General features: G+C 35.5%; 18 protein-coding genes. 10 read left to right on the top strand and 8 right to left on the bottom strand.

Features of this window, described 5'->3' with window-relative positions:
* Positions 1 to 23: 23 nt before the first annotated feature.
* From ACQ76T_RS09080 to ACQ76T_RS09045, 8 genes are all read left to right on the top strand, one after another.
* On the top strand, positions 24 to 434 hold the full coding sequence (locus ACQ76T_RS09080) for a hypothetical protein (RefSeq protein WP_431342986.1): 411 nt from the start codon (positions 24 to 26) through the stop codon (positions 432 to 434).
* A 176-nt stretch (positions 435 to 610) separates the two neighbouring features.
* Positions 611 to 880: a hypothetical protein gene (locus ACQ76T_RS09075; RefSeq protein ID WP_431342985.1), complete on the top strand. Its 270-nt coding sequence runs from the start codon at positions 611 to 613 to the stop codon at positions 878 to 880.
* A 46-nt stretch (positions 881 to 926) separates the two neighbouring features.
* The gene (locus ACQ76T_RS09070; RefSeq protein ID WP_431342984.1) at positions 927 to 1334 is read left to right on the top strand and encodes a 5-fold beta-flower protein; all 408 of its coding nucleotides are present in this window, start codon (positions 927 to 929) and stop codon (positions 1332 to 1334) included.
* 86 nt (positions 1335 to 1420) lie between these two features.
* The gene (locus ACQ76T_RS09065) at positions 1421 to 2470 is read left to right on the top strand and encodes a hypothetical protein (RefSeq protein WP_431342983.1); all 1050 of its coding nucleotides are present in this window, start codon (positions 1421 to 1423) and stop codon (positions 2468 to 2470) included.
* 99 nt (positions 2471 to 2569) lie between these two features.
* Positions 2570 to 3721, top strand: a complete 1152-nt coding sequence (locus tag ACQ76T_RS09060) for a WG repeat-containing protein (RefSeq protein ID WP_431342982.1) — start codon at positions 2570 to 2572, stop codon at positions 3719 to 3721.
* Between the two features lie 76 nt (positions 3722 to 3797).
* Positions 3798 to 5750, top strand: coding sequence for a hypothetical protein (locus tag ACQ76T_RS09055; protein ID WP_431342981.1), 1953 nt, complete (start codon positions 3798 to 3800; stop codon positions 5748 to 5750).
* Positions 5751 to 5915: 165 nt separating this feature from the next.
* Positions 5916 to 6479, top strand: a complete 564-nt coding sequence (locus ACQ76T_RS09050; protein ID WP_431342980.1) for an NAD(P)H-dependent oxidoreductase — start codon at positions 5916 to 5918, stop codon at positions 6477 to 6479.
* A 159-nt stretch (positions 6480 to 6638) separates the two neighbouring features.
* The gene (locus ACQ76T_RS09045; RefSeq protein WP_431342979.1) at positions 6639 to 7523 is read left to right on the top strand and encodes a helix-turn-helix domain-containing protein; all 885 of its coding nucleotides are present in this window, start codon (positions 6639 to 6641) and stop codon (positions 7521 to 7523) included.
* Positions 7524 to 7617: 94 nt separating this feature from the next.
* Here the strand turns inward: ACQ76T_RS09045 and ACQ76T_RS09040 are convergent, their stop codons facing one another.
* The 4 genes from ACQ76T_RS09040 to ACQ76T_RS09025 all read right to left on the bottom strand — a co-directional run bounded on the left by ACQ76T_RS09040 (position 7618) and on the right by ACQ76T_RS09025 (position 10723).
* A complete protein-coding gene (locus ACQ76T_RS09040) occupies positions 7618 to 8091 on the bottom strand; it encodes a nucleoside deaminase (RefSeq protein ID WP_431342978.1) in 474 nt (157 codons plus the stop codon).
* Positions 8092 to 8097: 6 nt separating this feature from the next.
* Positions 8098 to 8982: a helix-turn-helix domain-containing protein gene (locus ACQ76T_RS09035; RefSeq protein ID WP_431342977.1), complete on the bottom strand. Its 885-nt coding sequence runs from the start codon at positions 8980 to 8982 to the stop codon at positions 8098 to 8100.
* Positions 8983 to 9056: 74 nt separating this feature from the next.
* Entirely contained in the window at positions 9057 to 9422 is a 366-nt protein-coding gene (locus ACQ76T_RS09030) for a DsrE family protein (protein WP_431342976.1), read from the bottom strand.
* 215 nt (positions 9423 to 9637) lie between these two features.
* A complete protein-coding gene (locus ACQ76T_RS09025) occupies positions 9638 to 10723 on the bottom strand; it encodes an NADH:flavin oxidoreductase (RefSeq protein WP_431342975.1) in 1086 nt (361 codons plus the stop codon).
* Positions 10724 to 10983: 260 nt separating this feature from the next.
* Between ACQ76T_RS09025 and ACQ76T_RS09020 the strand changes: the two genes are divergently transcribed.
* Both ACQ76T_RS09020 and ACQ76T_RS09015 read left to right on the top strand, forming a co-directional pair.
* Positions 10984 to 12783: a hypothetical protein gene (locus tag ACQ76T_RS09020; RefSeq protein WP_431342974.1), complete on the top strand. Its 1800-nt coding sequence runs from the start codon at positions 10984 to 10986 to the stop codon at positions 12781 to 12783.
* Between the two features lie 129 nt (positions 12784 to 12912).
* Positions 12913 to 13071, top strand: coding sequence for a bacteriocin-like protein (locus ACQ76T_RS09015; RefSeq protein WP_431342973.1), 159 nt, complete (start codon positions 12913 to 12915; stop codon positions 13069 to 13071).
* A gap of 126 nt (positions 13072 to 13197) precedes the next feature.
* On the opposite strand, the gene ACQ76T_RS09010 is transcribed toward ACQ76T_RS09015, so the two are convergent.
* The 4 genes from ACQ76T_RS09010 to ACQ76T_RS08995 form a co-directional block, all read right to left on the bottom strand.
* On the bottom strand, positions 13198 to 13845 hold the full coding sequence (locus ACQ76T_RS09010; RefSeq protein ID WP_431342972.1) for a hypothetical protein: 648 nt from the start codon (positions 13843 to 13845) through the stop codon (positions 13198 to 13200).
* Between the two features lie 187 nt (positions 13846 to 14032).
* Complete coding sequence (locus ACQ76T_RS09005; protein WP_431342971.1) at positions 14033 to 14869, bottom strand: SDR family oxidoreductase; 837 nt, start codon at positions 14867 to 14869, stop codon at positions 14033 to 14035.
* A gap of 38 nt (positions 14870 to 14907) precedes the next feature.
* Positions 14908 to 15726: an SDR family oxidoreductase gene (locus tag ACQ76T_RS09000; RefSeq protein ID WP_431342970.1), complete on the bottom strand. Its 819-nt coding sequence runs from the start codon at positions 15724 to 15726 to the stop codon at positions 14908 to 14910.
* Between the two features lie 15 nt (positions 15727 to 15741).
* Positions 15742 to 16533 carry a helix-turn-helix domain-containing protein gene (locus ACQ76T_RS08995; protein ID WP_431342969.1) on the bottom strand — a complete coding sequence of 264 codons (792 nt, stop codon included), beginning with the start codon at positions 16531 to 16533 and terminating at the stop codon, positions 15742 to 15744.
* Positions 16534 to 16785: the final 252 nt, after the last annotated feature.

Raw genomic sequence — 16785 nt, 5'->3', positions numbered from 1 at the left:
TTCAATAAAACAAACATTTACAGATGATTAAAATAGGAATTCATATTCTGGATGCCTGCCTGGACATTGAAATAAAGAAGAATAATGAGCATTATTCTCTGATTGTCATGATTTCAAAATCAGAAACCTATAAAGAAAAAGGAAGAGGGTGGGGCGGAAAAATTGACAATAAAGAAAAAATCAGTGAAATTGTAAATCTGATCAAAGAATGTTATGAAAACCCCTCCATTCCGACTGCTTTCACCATAAATGACGGAAGGTTGGTTACAATGACGTTAAAGGAAGATGCAAAAGATTTGAATTTAAATTTAGTACATCGTTACGCAGAAGAATACAATGAATATCAATTAGTCAAAAATATCTTACATCTTATTAATGAAACCATCCAGGATAAAAGTCTGGAGGAGTATACCTTGTTATTTAATAAATTTTAAGTTGATGCTATTGGTAAATTTATTGATGACAATATTATAAAGAGAAAATATCATGATATTTCAGTGAAACTAGCTATATTGCAGTACCAATAGTAAGATTTCAGTGAAACTTAATAGAGGTAACAGGCTAATAACACTAAAGGATCATTATACCTTTGAATAACTCTGAAAACATCATGAAAACCATAAGAATGGCTGACTCTAAAAAAGTGGGCTCGTATGGCGTTTTCTATAGCTTATCAGAAGCATTATTGACAAACGATCCCTCAGAGAAACTTATTCAAAAAGACAAAAAAGATTCTATTTCTGTAATTCTCACAAAACCCGAATCAGAAGATTTCATCCATTATCATTTTGTAGCATTTTCAACCATTTTTGAATATGTTGACTTTCATTTAAGGGTTGGTTACGAATCCAATGGAAGAACTGGTAACAACAGGTGTTGATTGCATTACTCAAAATAACTTTAATAATAATCCAATATAAAAACTCATGAAAAAACTATTAACTTTTGCTGTCGTTGTAGCAGGGATATCATTCGCAAACGCTCAAACTATTGAATCAGGAAGTCATAGCACAACAGGCTATATCAAAAGTGACGGCACCATAGAAAACAGCAGCCATGGTACGATTGGCTATATCAAAAGTGACGGCACCATAGAAAACAAAAGCCATGGTACCATTGGCAGAATCAAAAGTGATGGAACGATAGAAAACAGAAGCGGTTCCACCGTTGGGTATGTAAAAAAAGACGGAACAGTAGAGAACAGCAGCCATGGCACCATTGGGTATATCAAAGACAATGGAACCGTAGAAAACAGTAGCCATGGTACGATTGGTTATGCCAGCGGAATTAAGAAAGAATGGGCTGCAGTTGCTTTTTTCTTTTTTAAACCATAATAGGATATCTTTAATTGGCTCTAAGGTCCAGTGAACTCAATATACATTAAAATACTAATACCATAAGGTTTGAGCCTTCATAAAATATGAACATAAAAAAAATACAGGACGTAAATAAACCAGCTGTGCTGGTTTTTTCTCTATCAGAATTCTTTCAGAGCTTTGGAATATCTGTTCCGGATTTGCCCCAAAATGTTTATGATTCCCCCTTCTATATCTATGATACCTCCCTCGATGATGTAGGCCCTGAATTTGAAGATGAAGAGGAAATCAGTGAAGAGGATTGTGATGCCGGTTTTTCCATCATTAGAACCATTTGGGAAGAATATATAATAAGAGCAAAAACGCCAGGTTTTAAATACATTTTTAAGATCATAAAAGATCCCGAAACCAACAGCAACTCTGCAGGGTCTATTTATGGTTTTGCTCCTGGATATGATATGAATTCCGCTATCGAAAATATTACAAGACAGGGTTTTATTACATTTAGCTGGGATGAATTTTGGGACAAAAATCTGATTCTCACCACCGAATCAGTGGATGAAATATATACAGAGACAACAGACGATAGCGAATACGTTCAATTATTGCTTAAAATTGATACGGAAAGCTATATGGGCAGAACAAGTTTCGGAGGCTTGCCGGTAAAAGACCGCAATACACCTTTTGAATGGCCAAAGTGCGATTGTGGAACAGAATTACAGTATCAGTTTAAAATTAGAACAAGCCTTGGTCTTGAAATGGTTTTTATGCCGAACTGCGGTCACAATAACAGCAACAAAGTGGTTATAATTGATGCCGACAATTTGGAGTTTGCCTATCCCGAAGAAAAGGAAGTTGCATTAAGAGAAAATTATGCAGCCAGCATCACCAATGTAAAGACTAAAGGTTCTAAGCTGGCAAAAGGATATTATCCAACTTACCGTCACAATGTTTTGGGACAAATCAGCACGGATTCTTTAAATGTACCCGGTGATAATTATCCGAAGTGTGATGGCTGTGATAACAAAATGCATCTGGCTGCCAGGTTTGACGGGAGTTCTAATAGAGAAACATCCATGACTTTTGGTGAAGGATCAAGCTATCTGTTCGATTGTTTGGAATGCAAAACTGCCAAATTCATTACACAAAACTAGTTGAGTTCATGAAATTACAATAATCCTTCAATCTGTCAGAATGTAGGAATAAACATTTTTTACACACCTATTAATTTATAAAAATAATATCCAAATATCATGCATATAACCATAAGAACAGCCGTTTTATTCCTTTCTTCAACCCTATTTCTCGGTTGTAATTCTAAAAATAAGGATCAAATAACTCTAGAGAATGCCATGGCTCAGAGCTCTAAGAGCAATGTTTCTTTAGCGACTTATGAGCGTATGAACCCTTTTAAAAATGGGTTTGCACAAGTACAACTCAATGGAAAGATTGGATTTATCAACAAAAAAGGAGAGAATATTGTTCCTTACCAATACGAATATCCGCATGATTTCAAAGATGGATTCGCCGTCGTAGAGAACGCTAAAAAATATGGGTTTATAGATACTAAAGGTAAGGAAATTACTCCTTTAAAGTACGATTTTGCCATGGATTTTGAAAATGGAAAAGCGCTGGTCGTATCGAATAAAAAATGGGGATTTATTGATGAAAAAGGGAAGGAGATTATCCCCGTCATATACGAAAAGGCTAATAGTTTTAGTGGAGAACTGGGGACTGTAAAGCTAAACGGTCAATGGTACATCATTGACAAAATGAACAACAAAAAGAAGGTTTCCTGTAACTGCGATGTCATTTCTTCTTTTGACGAAGGTCTTGCTCCCATTAAAATAGATGGTAAAAGTGGCTTTATGAATAAAGAGGGCCGTGTTGTCATTCAACCCAAATATGATCTGGTATTTAACTTTCAGGAGGGCTTGGCATCGGTTACGCTCAATGATAAAAGTGGTTTTATCAATACAAAAGGCGAGGTGGTTGTTCCATTGATATATGATGGCTATCCTCAGTTTAAAGATGGCCTTGCAGCCGTCAATCAGAATGAAAAATATGGTTTTATTGACAAGACTGGGAAGTTGGTTATTCCTATGAAATATGAGAGGGTATACGATTTTGAGAATGGCTTGGCAGGAGTTTATATTGATCAGAAAATAGGCTTCATCAATAAAAAAGGGGAGATGATTATTCCTCCTGTCTACGATCAGATCCATACTGGAGAAGGAATAATTGGCGTTGTGGGTGAAGGAAAAGGAAAATTTCTCGATTCAACGGGAAAAGAGCTGTTTCCTGAGGTATATGAGGACGTATATGGTTTCAGTGATGGGGTAGCCCTTGTAAAGCAGAACGGAATGTGGTTTTACATCGATAAAAAAGGAAAACGAGTACTTTAACAATAAAAAATAGTATAAAAACTGTCTGCAGAAATGGGAGACAGAATAACGATTACAGATTTGAAAAAAGATTGAAATGAAAGAAGATCATCAGACCAATACACAACAGGAAAACGACGAAGAAATTAAAAAAATAGAAGAGATTTTAGGTGTCAATACTGAAGAGGATGACAAAAAATTTAATTCCTTAACAACATTATACCTCAAAGATATAACAATAGAGGATTTTTCTAAATTTTTACCCTATCTCAGCAAAGTGGTAAAAGTAAAACTCACGAACTGTACTGTACCCAATTTTTCTGAATTATTGAGATTGGAATATTGCGGTGATTTTTATCTTGATAATGTAACATTCATCAACAGTGATTGTAATATAATAAGAGACTTTCCCCACGATGTCCGCTTTTCCAATATGAGCTTTGATGCCCGTTGTATGAACGGTCTTCATCTACCAGGGTCAACAAAAGGATTCAAACATTTTTTCATTAAAAACTGTCATATCGATAATATTCAGGAGTTAAGTAATATCGAAGGTTTATATTCATTAGACCTTGATAAAATAACCTTTACTTATAAGGCAAAAAAGATAGAGCAGAAATCAATCACTATGATCGACGTTTCCAACTCACAGTTTGATGATATTTCTTTTATCCCCTTTAAAAAATCGGTAAGGATCGTTGAGTTTAAAAACTGCCAGATAAGAAGCTTTGATGGAATTTCAGCGTTTAAGAAGCTTGAAAAAATTAAAATTGATACGGATACTACCATTGAAGAATGGAAAGAATTGAAAAATCCTTTTAATAAAGAAATAATATGCAGTTTTGTGAAAGCGGAAAAATCATTCAGCTTAAAAAATGTACTGTCCCTCAAAAACTATGTTAATCAATTAGAATTAACCGATTTTAAAGAAAAAACAATTGATGATCTCGGAAAATTTGAAAAGATAACCATCCTGTCATTTGATCAGTCCATATGGTATGTGGACACTTTTTTACCGATCGCAAAACAAATCGGGAAAGTAGAACTCAGAGACTCTGTTATCAAAAAACATACGTATTTCAAACATTTCCCCAATATAAAGAGCTTTGAATTTGCCTATTTTGAAAAAAGGGATGCAGATGTCCGTAGTTTTTCAAAACTATTGCCTCTGAAAAAACAACTGAAAGAGCTGGATTTTTATGAAACTGATGACCTAAAGAAAAAACTCAAATCCTATCCCCTTGAAAAGTTTACAGCCCTTGAAAGTTTGCAAATGGGTTATGAAGTTTCGGAACAGACTGCTGAATCTATCCTGAAATTAAAAAAGCTGAAAAAATTAAAGATCAGTGTTGAAAAAACAAAACAAACTTTCAATTTAGAAAACTTAAAAAAGCTGGAATATTTAGTTTTTAATTCAAGGGTGCGTTTCACCGGTTTTCAGCATCTGAAACGCTTACAGTCGCTGAAGATAGTCAATGACAAAAAATTCAACGTTAAAACACTTCCCACAATGAAATCCTTAAAAAGATTGAGTTTCTGGGCCTATGATTATAACATTAAAGGGCTGGAACGATTTCCTAATTTGGTATTTCTGAAACTTCAGGGAGCGATGAAACTGGAGATAAAAGGCTTAAAAAAACTGAAAGTTCTGGATCTTCAGAATAGTGAAATTGAAGATTTTTCTTCATTCGGAGCGTTACCTTCTCTTGAAAAATTAGATTTGTCAAGTTTGCAGGGAAAAATCAATTTAGAAGGAATGTCAAAATTTTCCAATCTGAAATGGCTTACATTATTAGAAAGTTATGAGGTAGATGATATTTCCGGGCTAGAGCCTTTAAAAAAGCTGGAACGTTTAGATTTATTAAGTACAAAAGTGACAGATGTACAAGTATTGAACACCTTACCGAATTTAAAGGAAGTTAATATAGCAGTAAATAATTGTGATGAATTAAATTTAGAATCGCAATTGGACCGTCCGGAAATAGGTATTTATAGTGGATTGCCATGGCTTAATTTATCGATTTGGAAAAAGGATGAGTTCGGAATTTAAAATGTGGTAAGGCGATACCAGAACTTTTTTTTAAGAAGATTTATCCCTCGTTTTGAACTTTAGCAGATATTTTTTGAACTTCTGATGAAATAGTCTCCTGAGATACCAATCTAACTTTGTCTTTATCAAAATCAAGTAGTTTTTTTATTACATAATTAACTTAAAATGAAAAAGACATTAATTATCATTACGCATCCTGATATGAATAACTCAGTGATCAACAAGAAATGGCTCAGAGAATTGGAGAAATTTCCAGAGAAGTTTCATATCCATCAATTACACGAGGTTTATCCTGACCAGAAGTTTGATATTGTAGCAGAACAGAAACTGATTGAAGAACACGATCATATCATTTTTCAGTTTCCCTATTATTGGTATTATGGGCCTGCATTATTAAAAAAGTGGTTTGATGAAGTTCTTACACACGGATGGGCCTACGGAAGCTCAAGTGGTTTTAAGTTTGGCGGAAAGAAAGTGGCTTTGGCCATTTCATTAGGATTAAAAGAAGAACTTTTGCAACGCGGAACGCCTCTGAAATTTAATCTTGACGATCTTACCCATCCTTATGAAGCAATGTTCGACTGGATAAAAGCCGATTATCAGCCCTATTTTGCATACTACGGAATGACATTCGAACCATCGGAAGAGTGGGTAGAAAGAAGCGTACCGTTATATCTCGAATTCCTGGATCGTTTTAATCCTGAAAATGAAGAGATAGACGTGGCTTAAACCAATATAAAAGATTAAATTCCATAACTGAATAAAAGAGATGTCACACGCATCTCTTTTTTAATGTACAGTTTTATCCATCAAATTGTACAATTTCTCCATTTCCTGTAAATGTTTAATATCTCAATTTTACCCGTCAAAATATAAAAACCTGAAACAATGGACCAGCTCAATTGTCGTAAAATTATCGAACAAGATAAAAACGTTTTATCGTGGAATGAAGATATCCGTATTATGCATTATCAGACTCATCAGGAAATTACCAGAGCTAACATGTGTGTGCATATGAATATGATTAGTATTGTTCTGCAAGGGCAAAAAGAAATTTTGGGTTGTGGTACAAAGCGAACGGTTTCTTCAGGTTCCGGGGTTTTTATGAAAAAGGGTTCTTATCTCGTTTCAGACAAAATTGAAGATCTGGAAAAAGGCTACGAGTCTATTATCATGTTCTTTTCAGACAATTGGCTTCAGTCCCAAATAGATAAGATAATCAATGGTAAAAATACTTTGCATACACAAAGTGAAGAGGTTTTAAACGGAGATATTGCTTTGCTGGAAGAAGATGAAGTAATGAACTCTTTTATGACTCAGATTAAACTTTATTTTGAGGGCAATCAGGATAAAGAACGATTACAAAACCTACTGCCGTTTAAAATGAGAGAATTATTTCAAATCCTTATTTCAGCGCCCAACGGATATCATTTTGAAAAGAGATTACGCAGTTTAGATACCCATCAAAATCCTGATTTAGTTGCCTTAATGCAGAATAATTACAAAGAAAATATTTCTCTCGAACAATATGCTTTTCTTGCCAACTGCAGTCTGTCGACTTTTAAACGGAAATTCATGCAGACCTTTAAAACTAATCCCGGAAAGTGGATTATGCAGCGCAGATTGGAAGAATCTTATGAACTCTTGAAAAACTCAGAAAAGAACGTTACAGAAATAGCGTATGAAGTTGGTTTCGAAACACCGGCACATTTCATAGCTTCTTTCAAACTGAAATACAGAAATACGCCCAAAAAAATACAACAGTTAATGTAAGTTAAATAAGCCGGAATAATAGATTTAAGCTATACATTGTAAGTAAATACGAAAGTCCTTCACATCTGAAAGGCTTTTGTTATTTTGATTAATATTATTTTTGCTGAGAAAGATATTCTGCAAATTGCTCATTCAGAATCTCACATTCATGCTGCAAAATTCCGGTTTCTATTTCTGGTTTTTTCCCCCATTTCGGAACATTTTCTGTTTCAAGTATTTTAAACTCCGAAGATTGTCCGCCAACAAAAGGAACCGAAACACCAAAGACTAATTTCGGGATTTTATGATGTCTGATGAGGTAGGAACACATAATGCAAGGTTCGTGTGTGGTAAACATCACAGATTGATCCAAAACATCACGATAGCCATTGGCTAAGGCATCTTTTACTGCTAAAATCTCAGCATGTTGCGTAATGTCTCCACTTGATTTTCCTGATTCTATACCTTTTCCAATGATTTGATCTTCAAAAACCAATAAAGCTCCAACTGGCGGATTCCCCTTTGAAAGTGCTGCTTTTGCAAGTTCGATGCATTCAAGCATATAGGTATTGTAGGTTTCCTTTTTCATACTGTATTAAGATTCCGCTCCTCTGTTAAAACCAATAGTGTTTCTATAAATCTGAGGTGAAATATCTGTTTTGTTTTTAAAAAGCCGGCTGAAATAATATTCATCATCATATCCTAATTCGTAGGCTATTTCTTTAATGGTTTTATCGGTGAGATAAAGTTCTCTTTTCGCTTCAATGATGATACGTTCTGTAATAAGGTCCGAAAGCGTTTTATTAAAATGATTCTTTGTAATCCTGGCAAGTGAAGCCGGAGTTTGATTCAATAAATCTGCATAATCACTGGCAGAATGCTTTGTACGGAAGTTGTCTTCAATAGCATTTTTGAGATTCTGAATCACAAACTGTTGCTTAATGTTGATGGTTTCAGAATTCTGAATAGTTTGCTGCTCAAGTTTGATTCTTGTGGCCGTGACCAGCAGAATTTTTAAGTAAGAAATCAAAACTTCATCTTTTCGGAATGCGTCGGCTTTAAGCTCATGAGCAATACCATTGATCAAATTTAAAATAGAATGTCTGCTCAATTCATTAAGAACAATAAAAGGCTGTTGATATACATTGTTGAACAAAATTCCATTAGCAGCAATTTCTTTATGATGCCTGTAAATGCAGAAAAAATCATGGTGAAACTGTATGGATATTCCCATAATCGGTTTTGCAGACTGCAGCATAAAAGGCTGATACGGATAAAATGCAAATAAAGTATTTTCCTTGAAAGAGTAATCGCAAAGGTCAACTGTTGCAACGCCTTCTCCGGATGTAATCAGAATCAGGGTAAAATAATTATTCCGCTGAATATGGTCAAAATAGCTGTTGTTATCAAACTCAAAAAGTTTGAAAGCCAGATTTCCGTTTTGCTCATTTACAAGCGTGTAGACAGATTGTGATAACATTATACCTGCAATTTAATTATTATTTTTAAATCAAAACTGTCCTCTGATCATTTCAAAGGACAGTTTCATTAAAATTAGAAAATCAAAATATCGTATCCTTCATTTCGTAGGTTTAAGAAGCTTGGCAAGCCCGGAGTTCCCGGAACCTCATTCTCATTTAACAATTCGTATCCTGAAACTTCAGTTCCAAATACGGCAACACAACCTTTTGATAGCCCGTGAACATATTCTTTTACTTCACTGTAAAGTCCATGTACTGGGTGATCTGCTTTTTCAAGCTGCTCTGGCCATCTGATTCCTGTTCCCTGAAAAATAATCTTCACATCTTCACCTGCATGCTTGAATTCATAAGCTGATGCCAACGCGTTAAATACCCTTCCCAATGCTTCTTCTGAACCTGATTTAGGATCTGAAAGAATAATAATTGCTGTTTTTTTCATTGTATAAAAATTTAAATTACATGGCAAAGATGCGGCAATAAAGACCGCTAAAGAATGGAGGATTTTTACTTTGTGATGGAGATTTTTTTACTTTTCAAAATCTTTTTATTCTGCTCTTTGCAATATAGTTTTCAGAGTGTGTGAACTTCGTGACAAAAAATAAAGCGAACTTATATAAGATCGCTTTGTAGCTGCTATTTGGAGTTTCAAATGTACTATGAGCCTGGTTTTACAAAAGTTTGCCAACCTCTCATGGTATCAATAAAGCGTTCACTGAGACCGCCCTTACGAAGAAAATCTGCTGTTACAGGCAGTTGTGGACTGTCATACATTGGGTTAGCCTTTACCTGTAACGGAAAATCTCTTTGAAGAATTCCGGCTCTTGCAATCAGGACGAAATCACAACCTTCATCCAGTAACTCTCCGGCCCGTTGTGCACTCATTATTTTTCCTGCGGCTCCAAGTCTAACTCCTTTTCTTGGAAGTTCAGTAAAAACGCTTAACATTGTTTTTCCCTGAAAAGCTCCTTCTCTTACAAGTTGTGCAGAGTCCCAAAGTGCTAAATCCAGATAATCAATTAATTCCTTGTCAAAAATTTCAGCCGTTATTTCGCGTAATTCTTCCAAAAGCAATCCGTAACGTTCAATCGACAATCGCCAGCCAATCTGAAAATCAGGGCCACAGGCTTTTCGAATTCCTTCAATCACTTCAATTGTAAAACGAGCACGGTTTTCTACACTTCCGCCGTATTTATCTTTTCTGTCGTTGAGGTTAGGAGAGAGAAATTCAGATAATATCCATCCGAAAGCTCCATGAACAGAGACACCATCAAATCCTGCGAGTTGCGCTCTTTTAGCAGCCGTAATAAAACTGTCACGGATTCTTTCCACTTCTTCAGTGGTAATGGCTTTGATATTTTTTACTGTTCTATCGGATGCAGGAGCCGGAATTCCACCTATAGAAGGGACTGCTCTATGGCCTGCATGATGAAGTTGTACGGCAGACAAAGCACCTCCTTCACGAATTGCGGTTGCCATTTGGGTAAGTCCCGGCAAATGCTTGTCACTATGAATTCCTAGCTGGCGTTCAAAGGCGATGGCTCCGGCTTCTACAGTAGAAGCACTTGTTTGGATTAATCCATATCCACCTTGCGCCAATTGTTCCATCCACACTTGGTCGTATGAGGAAGCGGTGCCATCAAAATCACTTTGTTGACTGGTGAGGGGAGCCAGCATAAAACGGTTTCTCATCGGTGAACCGTGAAGGAATGGTAAAGGTTTAAATAAATCGGAAACAGACATTTTGTTTAGATTTTAGGTTTTTATTAATCAATTTTGTATGCTGCAAAGTTGGCTCTTTGATGAGTTGATGAAAATGGATGATTTTGATTATATGATGGATGTTTTAATGTATTCCAATTTTTAACTAATATTTTTTCTCATTGATGAATCGTTGATGGAAAAAGACAAATAAAGTTCAGTCCAGAAACAGAAAAGTATACTTTTTACGCTTATTGGCTCATAAATTGATATGGTAAAATCTATTGAAATATTGATGACTAATGACTAAATCTTTTGTAATAGTAATTTTCTTTTTAAATGGTTTTCTCTTTTTGCATGCACAGGAAAAAAAAGATTCTCTTTATTACAAAATAGAAGAATTTTCAGATCAAAGAAAGGTTACCAAATTTATTCATCGTTTGATTTTTCGTAGAGAAGCAGATTCTACTTCTGTTAAATCCAGAACTGAAAAAATGTTGCAGGAAACCTACAACAAAAAGTATATCAGAAATATCAGGATAGAGACCATCGACCCCTTCGGATATGGCTCGAAAGACAATAAGGAAAAATTAAAATGGTATGATTGGGTTACGGATCATCTTCATGCCACAACAAAACACTCTACAGTTGATAATTATCTACTTTTTAAAGAAGGAGAAGAATATAATGCCCAGAAACTCTATGAATCTGAACGTTTATTGAGAACAATGCCGTTTATCAACAGGGTTAATATCAGCGTTTCCGACAGTGCTTCCAGTAAAGACTCTATTGATGTTGTCGTAAAAGTTCTCGATTCCTGGAGTTTGAAGCCGAGAATCAGCTATTCAGGAAGTAAAATCGGTTTGGGAGCTACAGAAGAAAATGTATTGGGATTGGGACATACTTTGGATTTCCTGTACAGAAACGATTCTAAAGAAAAGCAGGATTATATTATAGGAAGCTATACCGCATATAACCTTTGGGGATCTTACGTGAATGCCCAATTGCTTGGGGAAAGGGATTTCTTAAGAAATGAAAGGATTAATTTCAATGTCAGAAGAGATTTCTTCTCTCCTCTTACCAAATGGGCAGGAGGTTTTGCTTTTGAATACTTTAAACGGAATGTTTTGCTGCCCATAGAAACAGATACAAAATATCCTGAAGTACAGATTAAAGTGTACAGTCAGGATTTGTGGGGTGGGTACCAGATTCCTGTTTCAGCGGATGCCACTGAGAAAGTTTCCAGTAATATCGCAGTGATCGGAAGATTTCAGAACTATCAGTACAAAGACAGTCCTGGGATCGATAAATACAATTATTTCAGCTCGTACAGCAGTTTTCTGATGTCTGTTGGATTTATACGAAGAAACTTTTCCGTTCAGAAAAATATTTTCCAATACGATTTACCGGAAGATATTGCTTATGGAAGTTCATTAAATTTTACAGCTGGAGGTTTATCCAGAAGTAAGGATGTGAAGCCTTATGTAGGCGTTTCTGCTTCTTACGGTACATTTATTAAAATAGGGTATTTCAATATAAAAGCTCAATTTGGGCGATTTTTTAATGAGGATGATCAAAATAGAGAATCTTTCCGTCTGGATGGTACTTATTTTACCAATCTTATGGACTGGAAGTTTGCCAAAGTAAGACATTTCTTTTCCCCCACATTAGCGTTAGGAAATCCACAGCATAACTATTCATATAAAGACAGGATAAACCTCGTTTCTCCAGATGAATTTCCTGTTTATAATTCAGATTATATAGGAACCAAAAAACTGGTTTTGAGATACCAACTTCAGTTGTTTATCAATAAAACCTGGAAGAATTTTCATTTCAGCCCTTATTTAACGGCTGCTGCAGGTTGGTTGGGAATGCCAAATGATACATTACTGAAAACAAAAGTAAATACAAAAATAGGAATTGGCGTTTTGATTAATAACCCGTATTTGGTTTTCAACAGAATTCAGATTTCTTTCACCTACTATCCTCGTGTTCCTTTCGATAACAATTCGGTTTTTGACTTTAACAGTAATAGGAATAATCTTTTACCAATGGATAGCTTTGGAACCGATATTCCTCATTTTGTAAACTTTGGAAATTAGTAATAAAAAGTTTCCTTATTATACACAGTAATTATTTCTTATAGATTTTAAAAATAATTATTTTTTTTATGTTAAATCACTATATGTGGATTTGTTGTTATATTTACCTGTAAATTAAAAATGAATACTATGAAAAATTTAAAAAAGATCTCAAGAGAAAATTTAAAATCAGTACAAGGGGAAGCAGTTTCGCTTTGTAGTCCAGGCCGTGTTTACAGATGCTATAATATTGGTGTTTGTGAGCCAGACTATGGATTCAATGAATGCTGTGGATGCTATCCAGCATAATAGAAATAATTCCTACTAGTATTTCTCTAATAAATACTTAAAATAAATATACCTAAATGTATCCAGTAAAATTGATGGCAAATGCTGAATTCTACTGGTACATTTAAGTATATCGTCATCTAAATTTTATAAAGGAGTATAGATGATAGACATTATGGCTTTCTCTTCATAAAAAGAATCGGTACCACCGGCAATGATATTCCCTTTTACGGTATCACCCGGGTTGAGCTTTAAAGATAATACCTGATTTACCGTATATCTGTCATTCGCCAATAAAAGTCCTCCTGAACTTTGAGAAAAAGGAGTGGTTACAATCACGAAATTAGCACTTGGATTGCTGAAGTCAGACAATTGTATACTCGCAGAAATCTGAAAGACACCTACTTTATTTACCGTGAAAGTATTGGTTGCCGCATTCCAGGAACCTATACCAACAACTGGTGTGATGTCAACTGTATCAAAATTTACCCCATTTACGACATTGCCTCCCGACAATAGGGTAGTACCAGGCGTGTTAAGTCTTACACTTAGAACGGTGGTTGGAATTTTGAGTTCAGTAGTCAGAACATTTGGATCAATTTCATAGATGTCTCCATTCGCTTGGGTGATTATAAGCTTAGAGCTTCCAAGGGTTGTTGCCACGGGAGTCTGCCTGATCCTGGCACTTCCGTTAACATCCAGAGTCTGAGTAGGTGATGGGGTGTTGATCCCTACTTGGGAGAAAACAACGTTTGAGGCTAACGCTGTAGCGAGAATAAAAAGGTTTTTTTTCATAATGTCAAGCATGTATTTGCGCCGCAAAATTATATTTTGTATTTGAAAATAGGGATATTGCTTTAATTACTTTTTTCTATTGTCTCATTGTGATAATTTAGTATAATATAAGATCCATGAATAAAGTAAAGAAGTCAATATATGGTTAAGAATAATACAAATAATTCAACAGTGCTTTTATACTTTTTTAAGGTGCTAAATCATTAGGTGTAAATGTATTTCTCAGAACATTCATGTAACTCTCATCCGTTCCTCCATTTCTGATGTCAATAAGGGGTTGCAAATCGGAACCGATTACATATCGAAGTACATGGCTTTCATCGTTAGCCGCGTTGAAAATAGTTGCTGCAACATCATTAGCAGTAGAACCTCCACCACTGTATATTCCTTTAAATACTTCATCCATTTTCTTCAGATAATCTGAGTAGTCGGTTAGGTTCTCGTCGGTTGCAAAATTAGATTTTGTGGTTTGCTCAAAGTTGGTGGCAATATTTCCGGGCTCAATGATCTTAACTTTAATATTCTGAGAAGCCAGTTCAAACGAAAGAGATTCAAAGAAACCTTCCAGTGCGAATTTTGATGCTGCATAAATGGAGACCAGAGGAACGGTCACACGGCCAACTCCTGAAGTAATCGTGATAATATTTCCACTTTTTTGAGCACGGAAATAAGGTAATAACGCCCGCGTGATTTCCATGGTTCCGAAAAGGTTTACTGAAAACTGACGCTGGATTTGTTCTGAAGTAGTCGCTTCAAAAAGGCCATGTTGCCCATATCCTGCATTGTTCAGCAATACATCAATTCTTCCGAAACGTTCGATAGCGGTTTCTATGACATTATTAAATGTTTCAGGGTGTTCTATATCAAGTTTCAGAAGCAGCATTCGCTCGCTGTTTTTCAAAACATTTTGTTTTTCAGGACTTCTCATGGTGGCTACAACGTTCCATCCCTGTGTCTCAAAATATTGGGCGGTTGCCTGTCCTATGCCGGATGATGCTCCGGTGATAAAAATGGTTTTATTCATACAATTAAGTTGTATCGGTTTTGATTAAATTGATTTAATCATGAATTAAATAACTGACGCATGTGTCTGGCAAAAGTCAGATCATCCATCGATGTACGGTCTTTGATCCAGCTTTTGGCATCTTCACCTACGATATAACGGAATTGATCAGAATTATCGGTGGCTGCCGTAAGAATTTCTTCGGCAACCTGCTCAGCAGTCGACATCTTTTCACCCATCTGTCCCAATTTGTTTAATGCAGCCTCACTGAATTCCTGATAACTGACCAGTTCAGGATTATTTGCGAAAAACTCAGCTGAAGTTTCATGAAAAGGAGTTGCTACACCCCCTGGTTCAACCAGTTTCAGACTGATATTCTGTGAAGCGAGTTCATATGATAATGCTTCAGAAAAACCTTCCAGTGCAAATTTTGAAGAAACATACATTGAAATCAATGGAATACCGATTCTTCCACCGGCAGAACTCACATTGATGATGTTTCCCTGGCGTTGCGCTCGGAAATGAGGCAATACAGCACGAATCACATTCATGGTTCCGAAGACATTAACCCTGAACTGTTTTTCAATTTGTTCCGGTTGCAATGCTTCAAAGATTCCATATTGTCCAAAAGCTGCATTGTTGACTAATAAATCGATTTTTCCAAAGCGCTCTATCGCTTCTTTCATACTGTTTTCAATGGACGGAACATCTTCCAGATCCAGTCGGGTTACCAGGACATTTTCCAGTTGATTAAGTTCTTTTTCAGCTTCAGGAGTACGCATTGTTGCGACTACATTCCATCCGTTTTTAGAAAACAGAAGGGCTGCGGCTCTCCCTATTCCTGTGGAAGAACCCGTAATTAAAACGGTCTTGTTCATATGTGAAATTTTAAATTATAGTTGCGAAGGACTCACACCAAAATGGTTTTTGAAGGCATATGAAAAGTGAGATAATGTCTCGAAACCTACTTCCAGATAGACGTCCTTTACTTTTTTCATTTTTTTATTTTTAAGTAAATAATGAGCTTCCTCCAGGCGTTTTTGCTGAAGCCATTTATTAGGAGTTGTTTGAAATAGCTTTTCAAAATCACGTTTGAAAGTAGCCAAACTTCTTCCTGTCAGAAAAGCGAACTGTGACAAAGGAACATTGAAACGGAAATTGGTATTCATAAAAGCTTCAAGATTAATCTTTCCCGGTGTCTCAAAGTTAAATAACACTTCCTTGTAAAGGCTGTTATTTCGTAATAACAGATGAATCATTTCTGTTTTTTTAATATCCGCGAGTTCAGTTTGAATTGAATGACCAAACCAGGTCTGAATACCTTTGAAATAAGCCTGGATCAATTCATCATGTTCCAGTTTAAAGAGGCTTTCTTTTGGATGAGTTTCAGAGATTATTTCGTTGTGTTCTGCAAACGTTTTCAAAAGATTTTCATCCAGAATAACGGAAATCGCTTCAAATCCTTCTTCCTGATGCGGGTATTTTACAAACCGTATCAATGCATTTTTTCGATACAATACGACATCACCTTTTCGGTATAAATATTTGGTATTTCCGTCATACGCTTCCATTTCACCTGAAACAATGAACGAAATACCATGTTCCTTAATAAATTGTTCACCAGCCTTTGTACTTTTTGAATAACAGGTGCGTTGTAGACCATATAAATCTTCTTGCTGTTTCATTCCTGATTGTTTTAATAAGTCAATTAAATGATGAGGATAAGTTTGGATTGTGAATCCTTTCTGTTTCTACTGCCAATTGTTGAATACAAAAATAGGAAAGAAATAAGAAAATAATTTTCTTATAAAGCTCATTTTTAGTTTCCTGTAAAGCTCAATCTCTCATCAGATTTTTGTGTTTAAAAATGTGGTACGAATTATCTGGTCATAATCTTTAAAAAGTGCCGTTTTTTGAAATATTGTGAGTATTTTTGA

It is taken from the genome of Chryseobacterium sp. JK1, assembly GCF_050632815.1.
Taxonomy (GTDB): Bacteria; Bacteroidota; Bacteroidia; order Flavobacteriales; family Weeksellaceae; genus Chryseobacterium.
The sequence above is the reverse complement of the archived record's forward strand: the minus strand, read 5'-3'. Positions and strand labels throughout refer to the sequence as shown.

Coding starts and splice junctions, on each gene's coding strand:
- ACQ76T_RS09080 (WP_431342986.1), top strand. CDS start 24: ATGATTAAAATAGGAATTCATATTCTGGATGCCTGCCTGGACATTGAA.
- ACQ76T_RS09075 (WP_431342985.1), top strand. CDS start 611: ATGAAAACCATAAGAATGGCTGACTCTAAAAAAGTGGGCTCGTATGGC.
- ACQ76T_RS09070 (WP_431342984.1), top strand. CDS start 927: ATGAAAAAACTATTAACTTTTGCTGTCGTTGTAGCAGGGATATCATTC.
- ACQ76T_RS09065 (WP_431342983.1), top strand. CDS start 1,421: ATGAACATAAAAAAAATACAGGACGTAAATAAACCAGCTGTGCTGGTT.
- ACQ76T_RS09060 (WP_431342982.1), top strand. CDS start 2,570: ATGCATATAACCATAAGAACAGCCGTTTTATTCCTTTCTTCAACCCTA.
- ACQ76T_RS09055 (WP_431342981.1), top strand. CDS start 3,798: ATGAAAGAAGATCATCAGACCAATACACAACAGGAAAACGACGAAGAA.
- ACQ76T_RS09050 (WP_431342980.1), top strand. CDS start 5,916: ATGAAAAAGACATTAATTATCATTACGCATCCTGATATGAATAACTCA.
- ACQ76T_RS09045 (WP_431342979.1), top strand. CDS start 6,639: ATGGACCAGCTCAATTGTCGTAAAATTATCGAACAAGATAAAAACGTT.
- ACQ76T_RS09040 (WP_431342978.1), bottom strand. CDS start 8,091: ATGAAAAAGGAAACCTACAATACCTATATGCTTGAATGCATCGAACTT.
- ACQ76T_RS09035 (WP_431342977.1), bottom strand. CDS start 8,982: ATGTTATCACAATCTGTCTACACGCTTGTAAATGAGCAAAACGGAAAT.
- ACQ76T_RS09030 (WP_431342976.1), bottom strand. CDS start 9,422: ATGAAAAAAACAGCAATTATTATTCTTTCAGATCCTAAATCAGGTTCA.
- ACQ76T_RS09025 (WP_431342975.1), bottom strand. CDS start 10,723: ATGTCTGTTTCCGATTTATTTAAACCTTTACCATTCCTTCACGGTTCA.
- ACQ76T_RS09020 (WP_431342974.1), top strand. CDS start 10,984: ATGACTAAATCTTTTGTAATAGTAATTTTCTTTTTAAATGGTTTTCTC.
- ACQ76T_RS09015 (WP_431342973.1), top strand. CDS start 12,913: ATGAAAAATTTAAAAAAGATCTCAAGAGAAAATTTAAAATCAGTACAA.
- ACQ76T_RS09010 (WP_431342972.1), bottom strand. CDS start 13,845: ATGAAAAAAAACCTTTTTATTCTCGCTACAGCGTTAGCCTCAAACGTT.
- ACQ76T_RS09005 (WP_431342971.1), bottom strand. CDS start 14,869: ATGAATAAAACCATTTTTATCACCGGAGCATCATCCGGCATAGGACAG.
- ACQ76T_RS09000 (WP_431342970.1), bottom strand. CDS start 15,726: ATGAACAAGACCGTTTTAATTACGGGTTCTTCCACAGGAATAGGGAGA.
- ACQ76T_RS08995 (WP_431342969.1), bottom strand. CDS start 16,533: ATGAAACAGCAAGAAGATTTATATGGTCTACAACGCACCTGTTATTCA.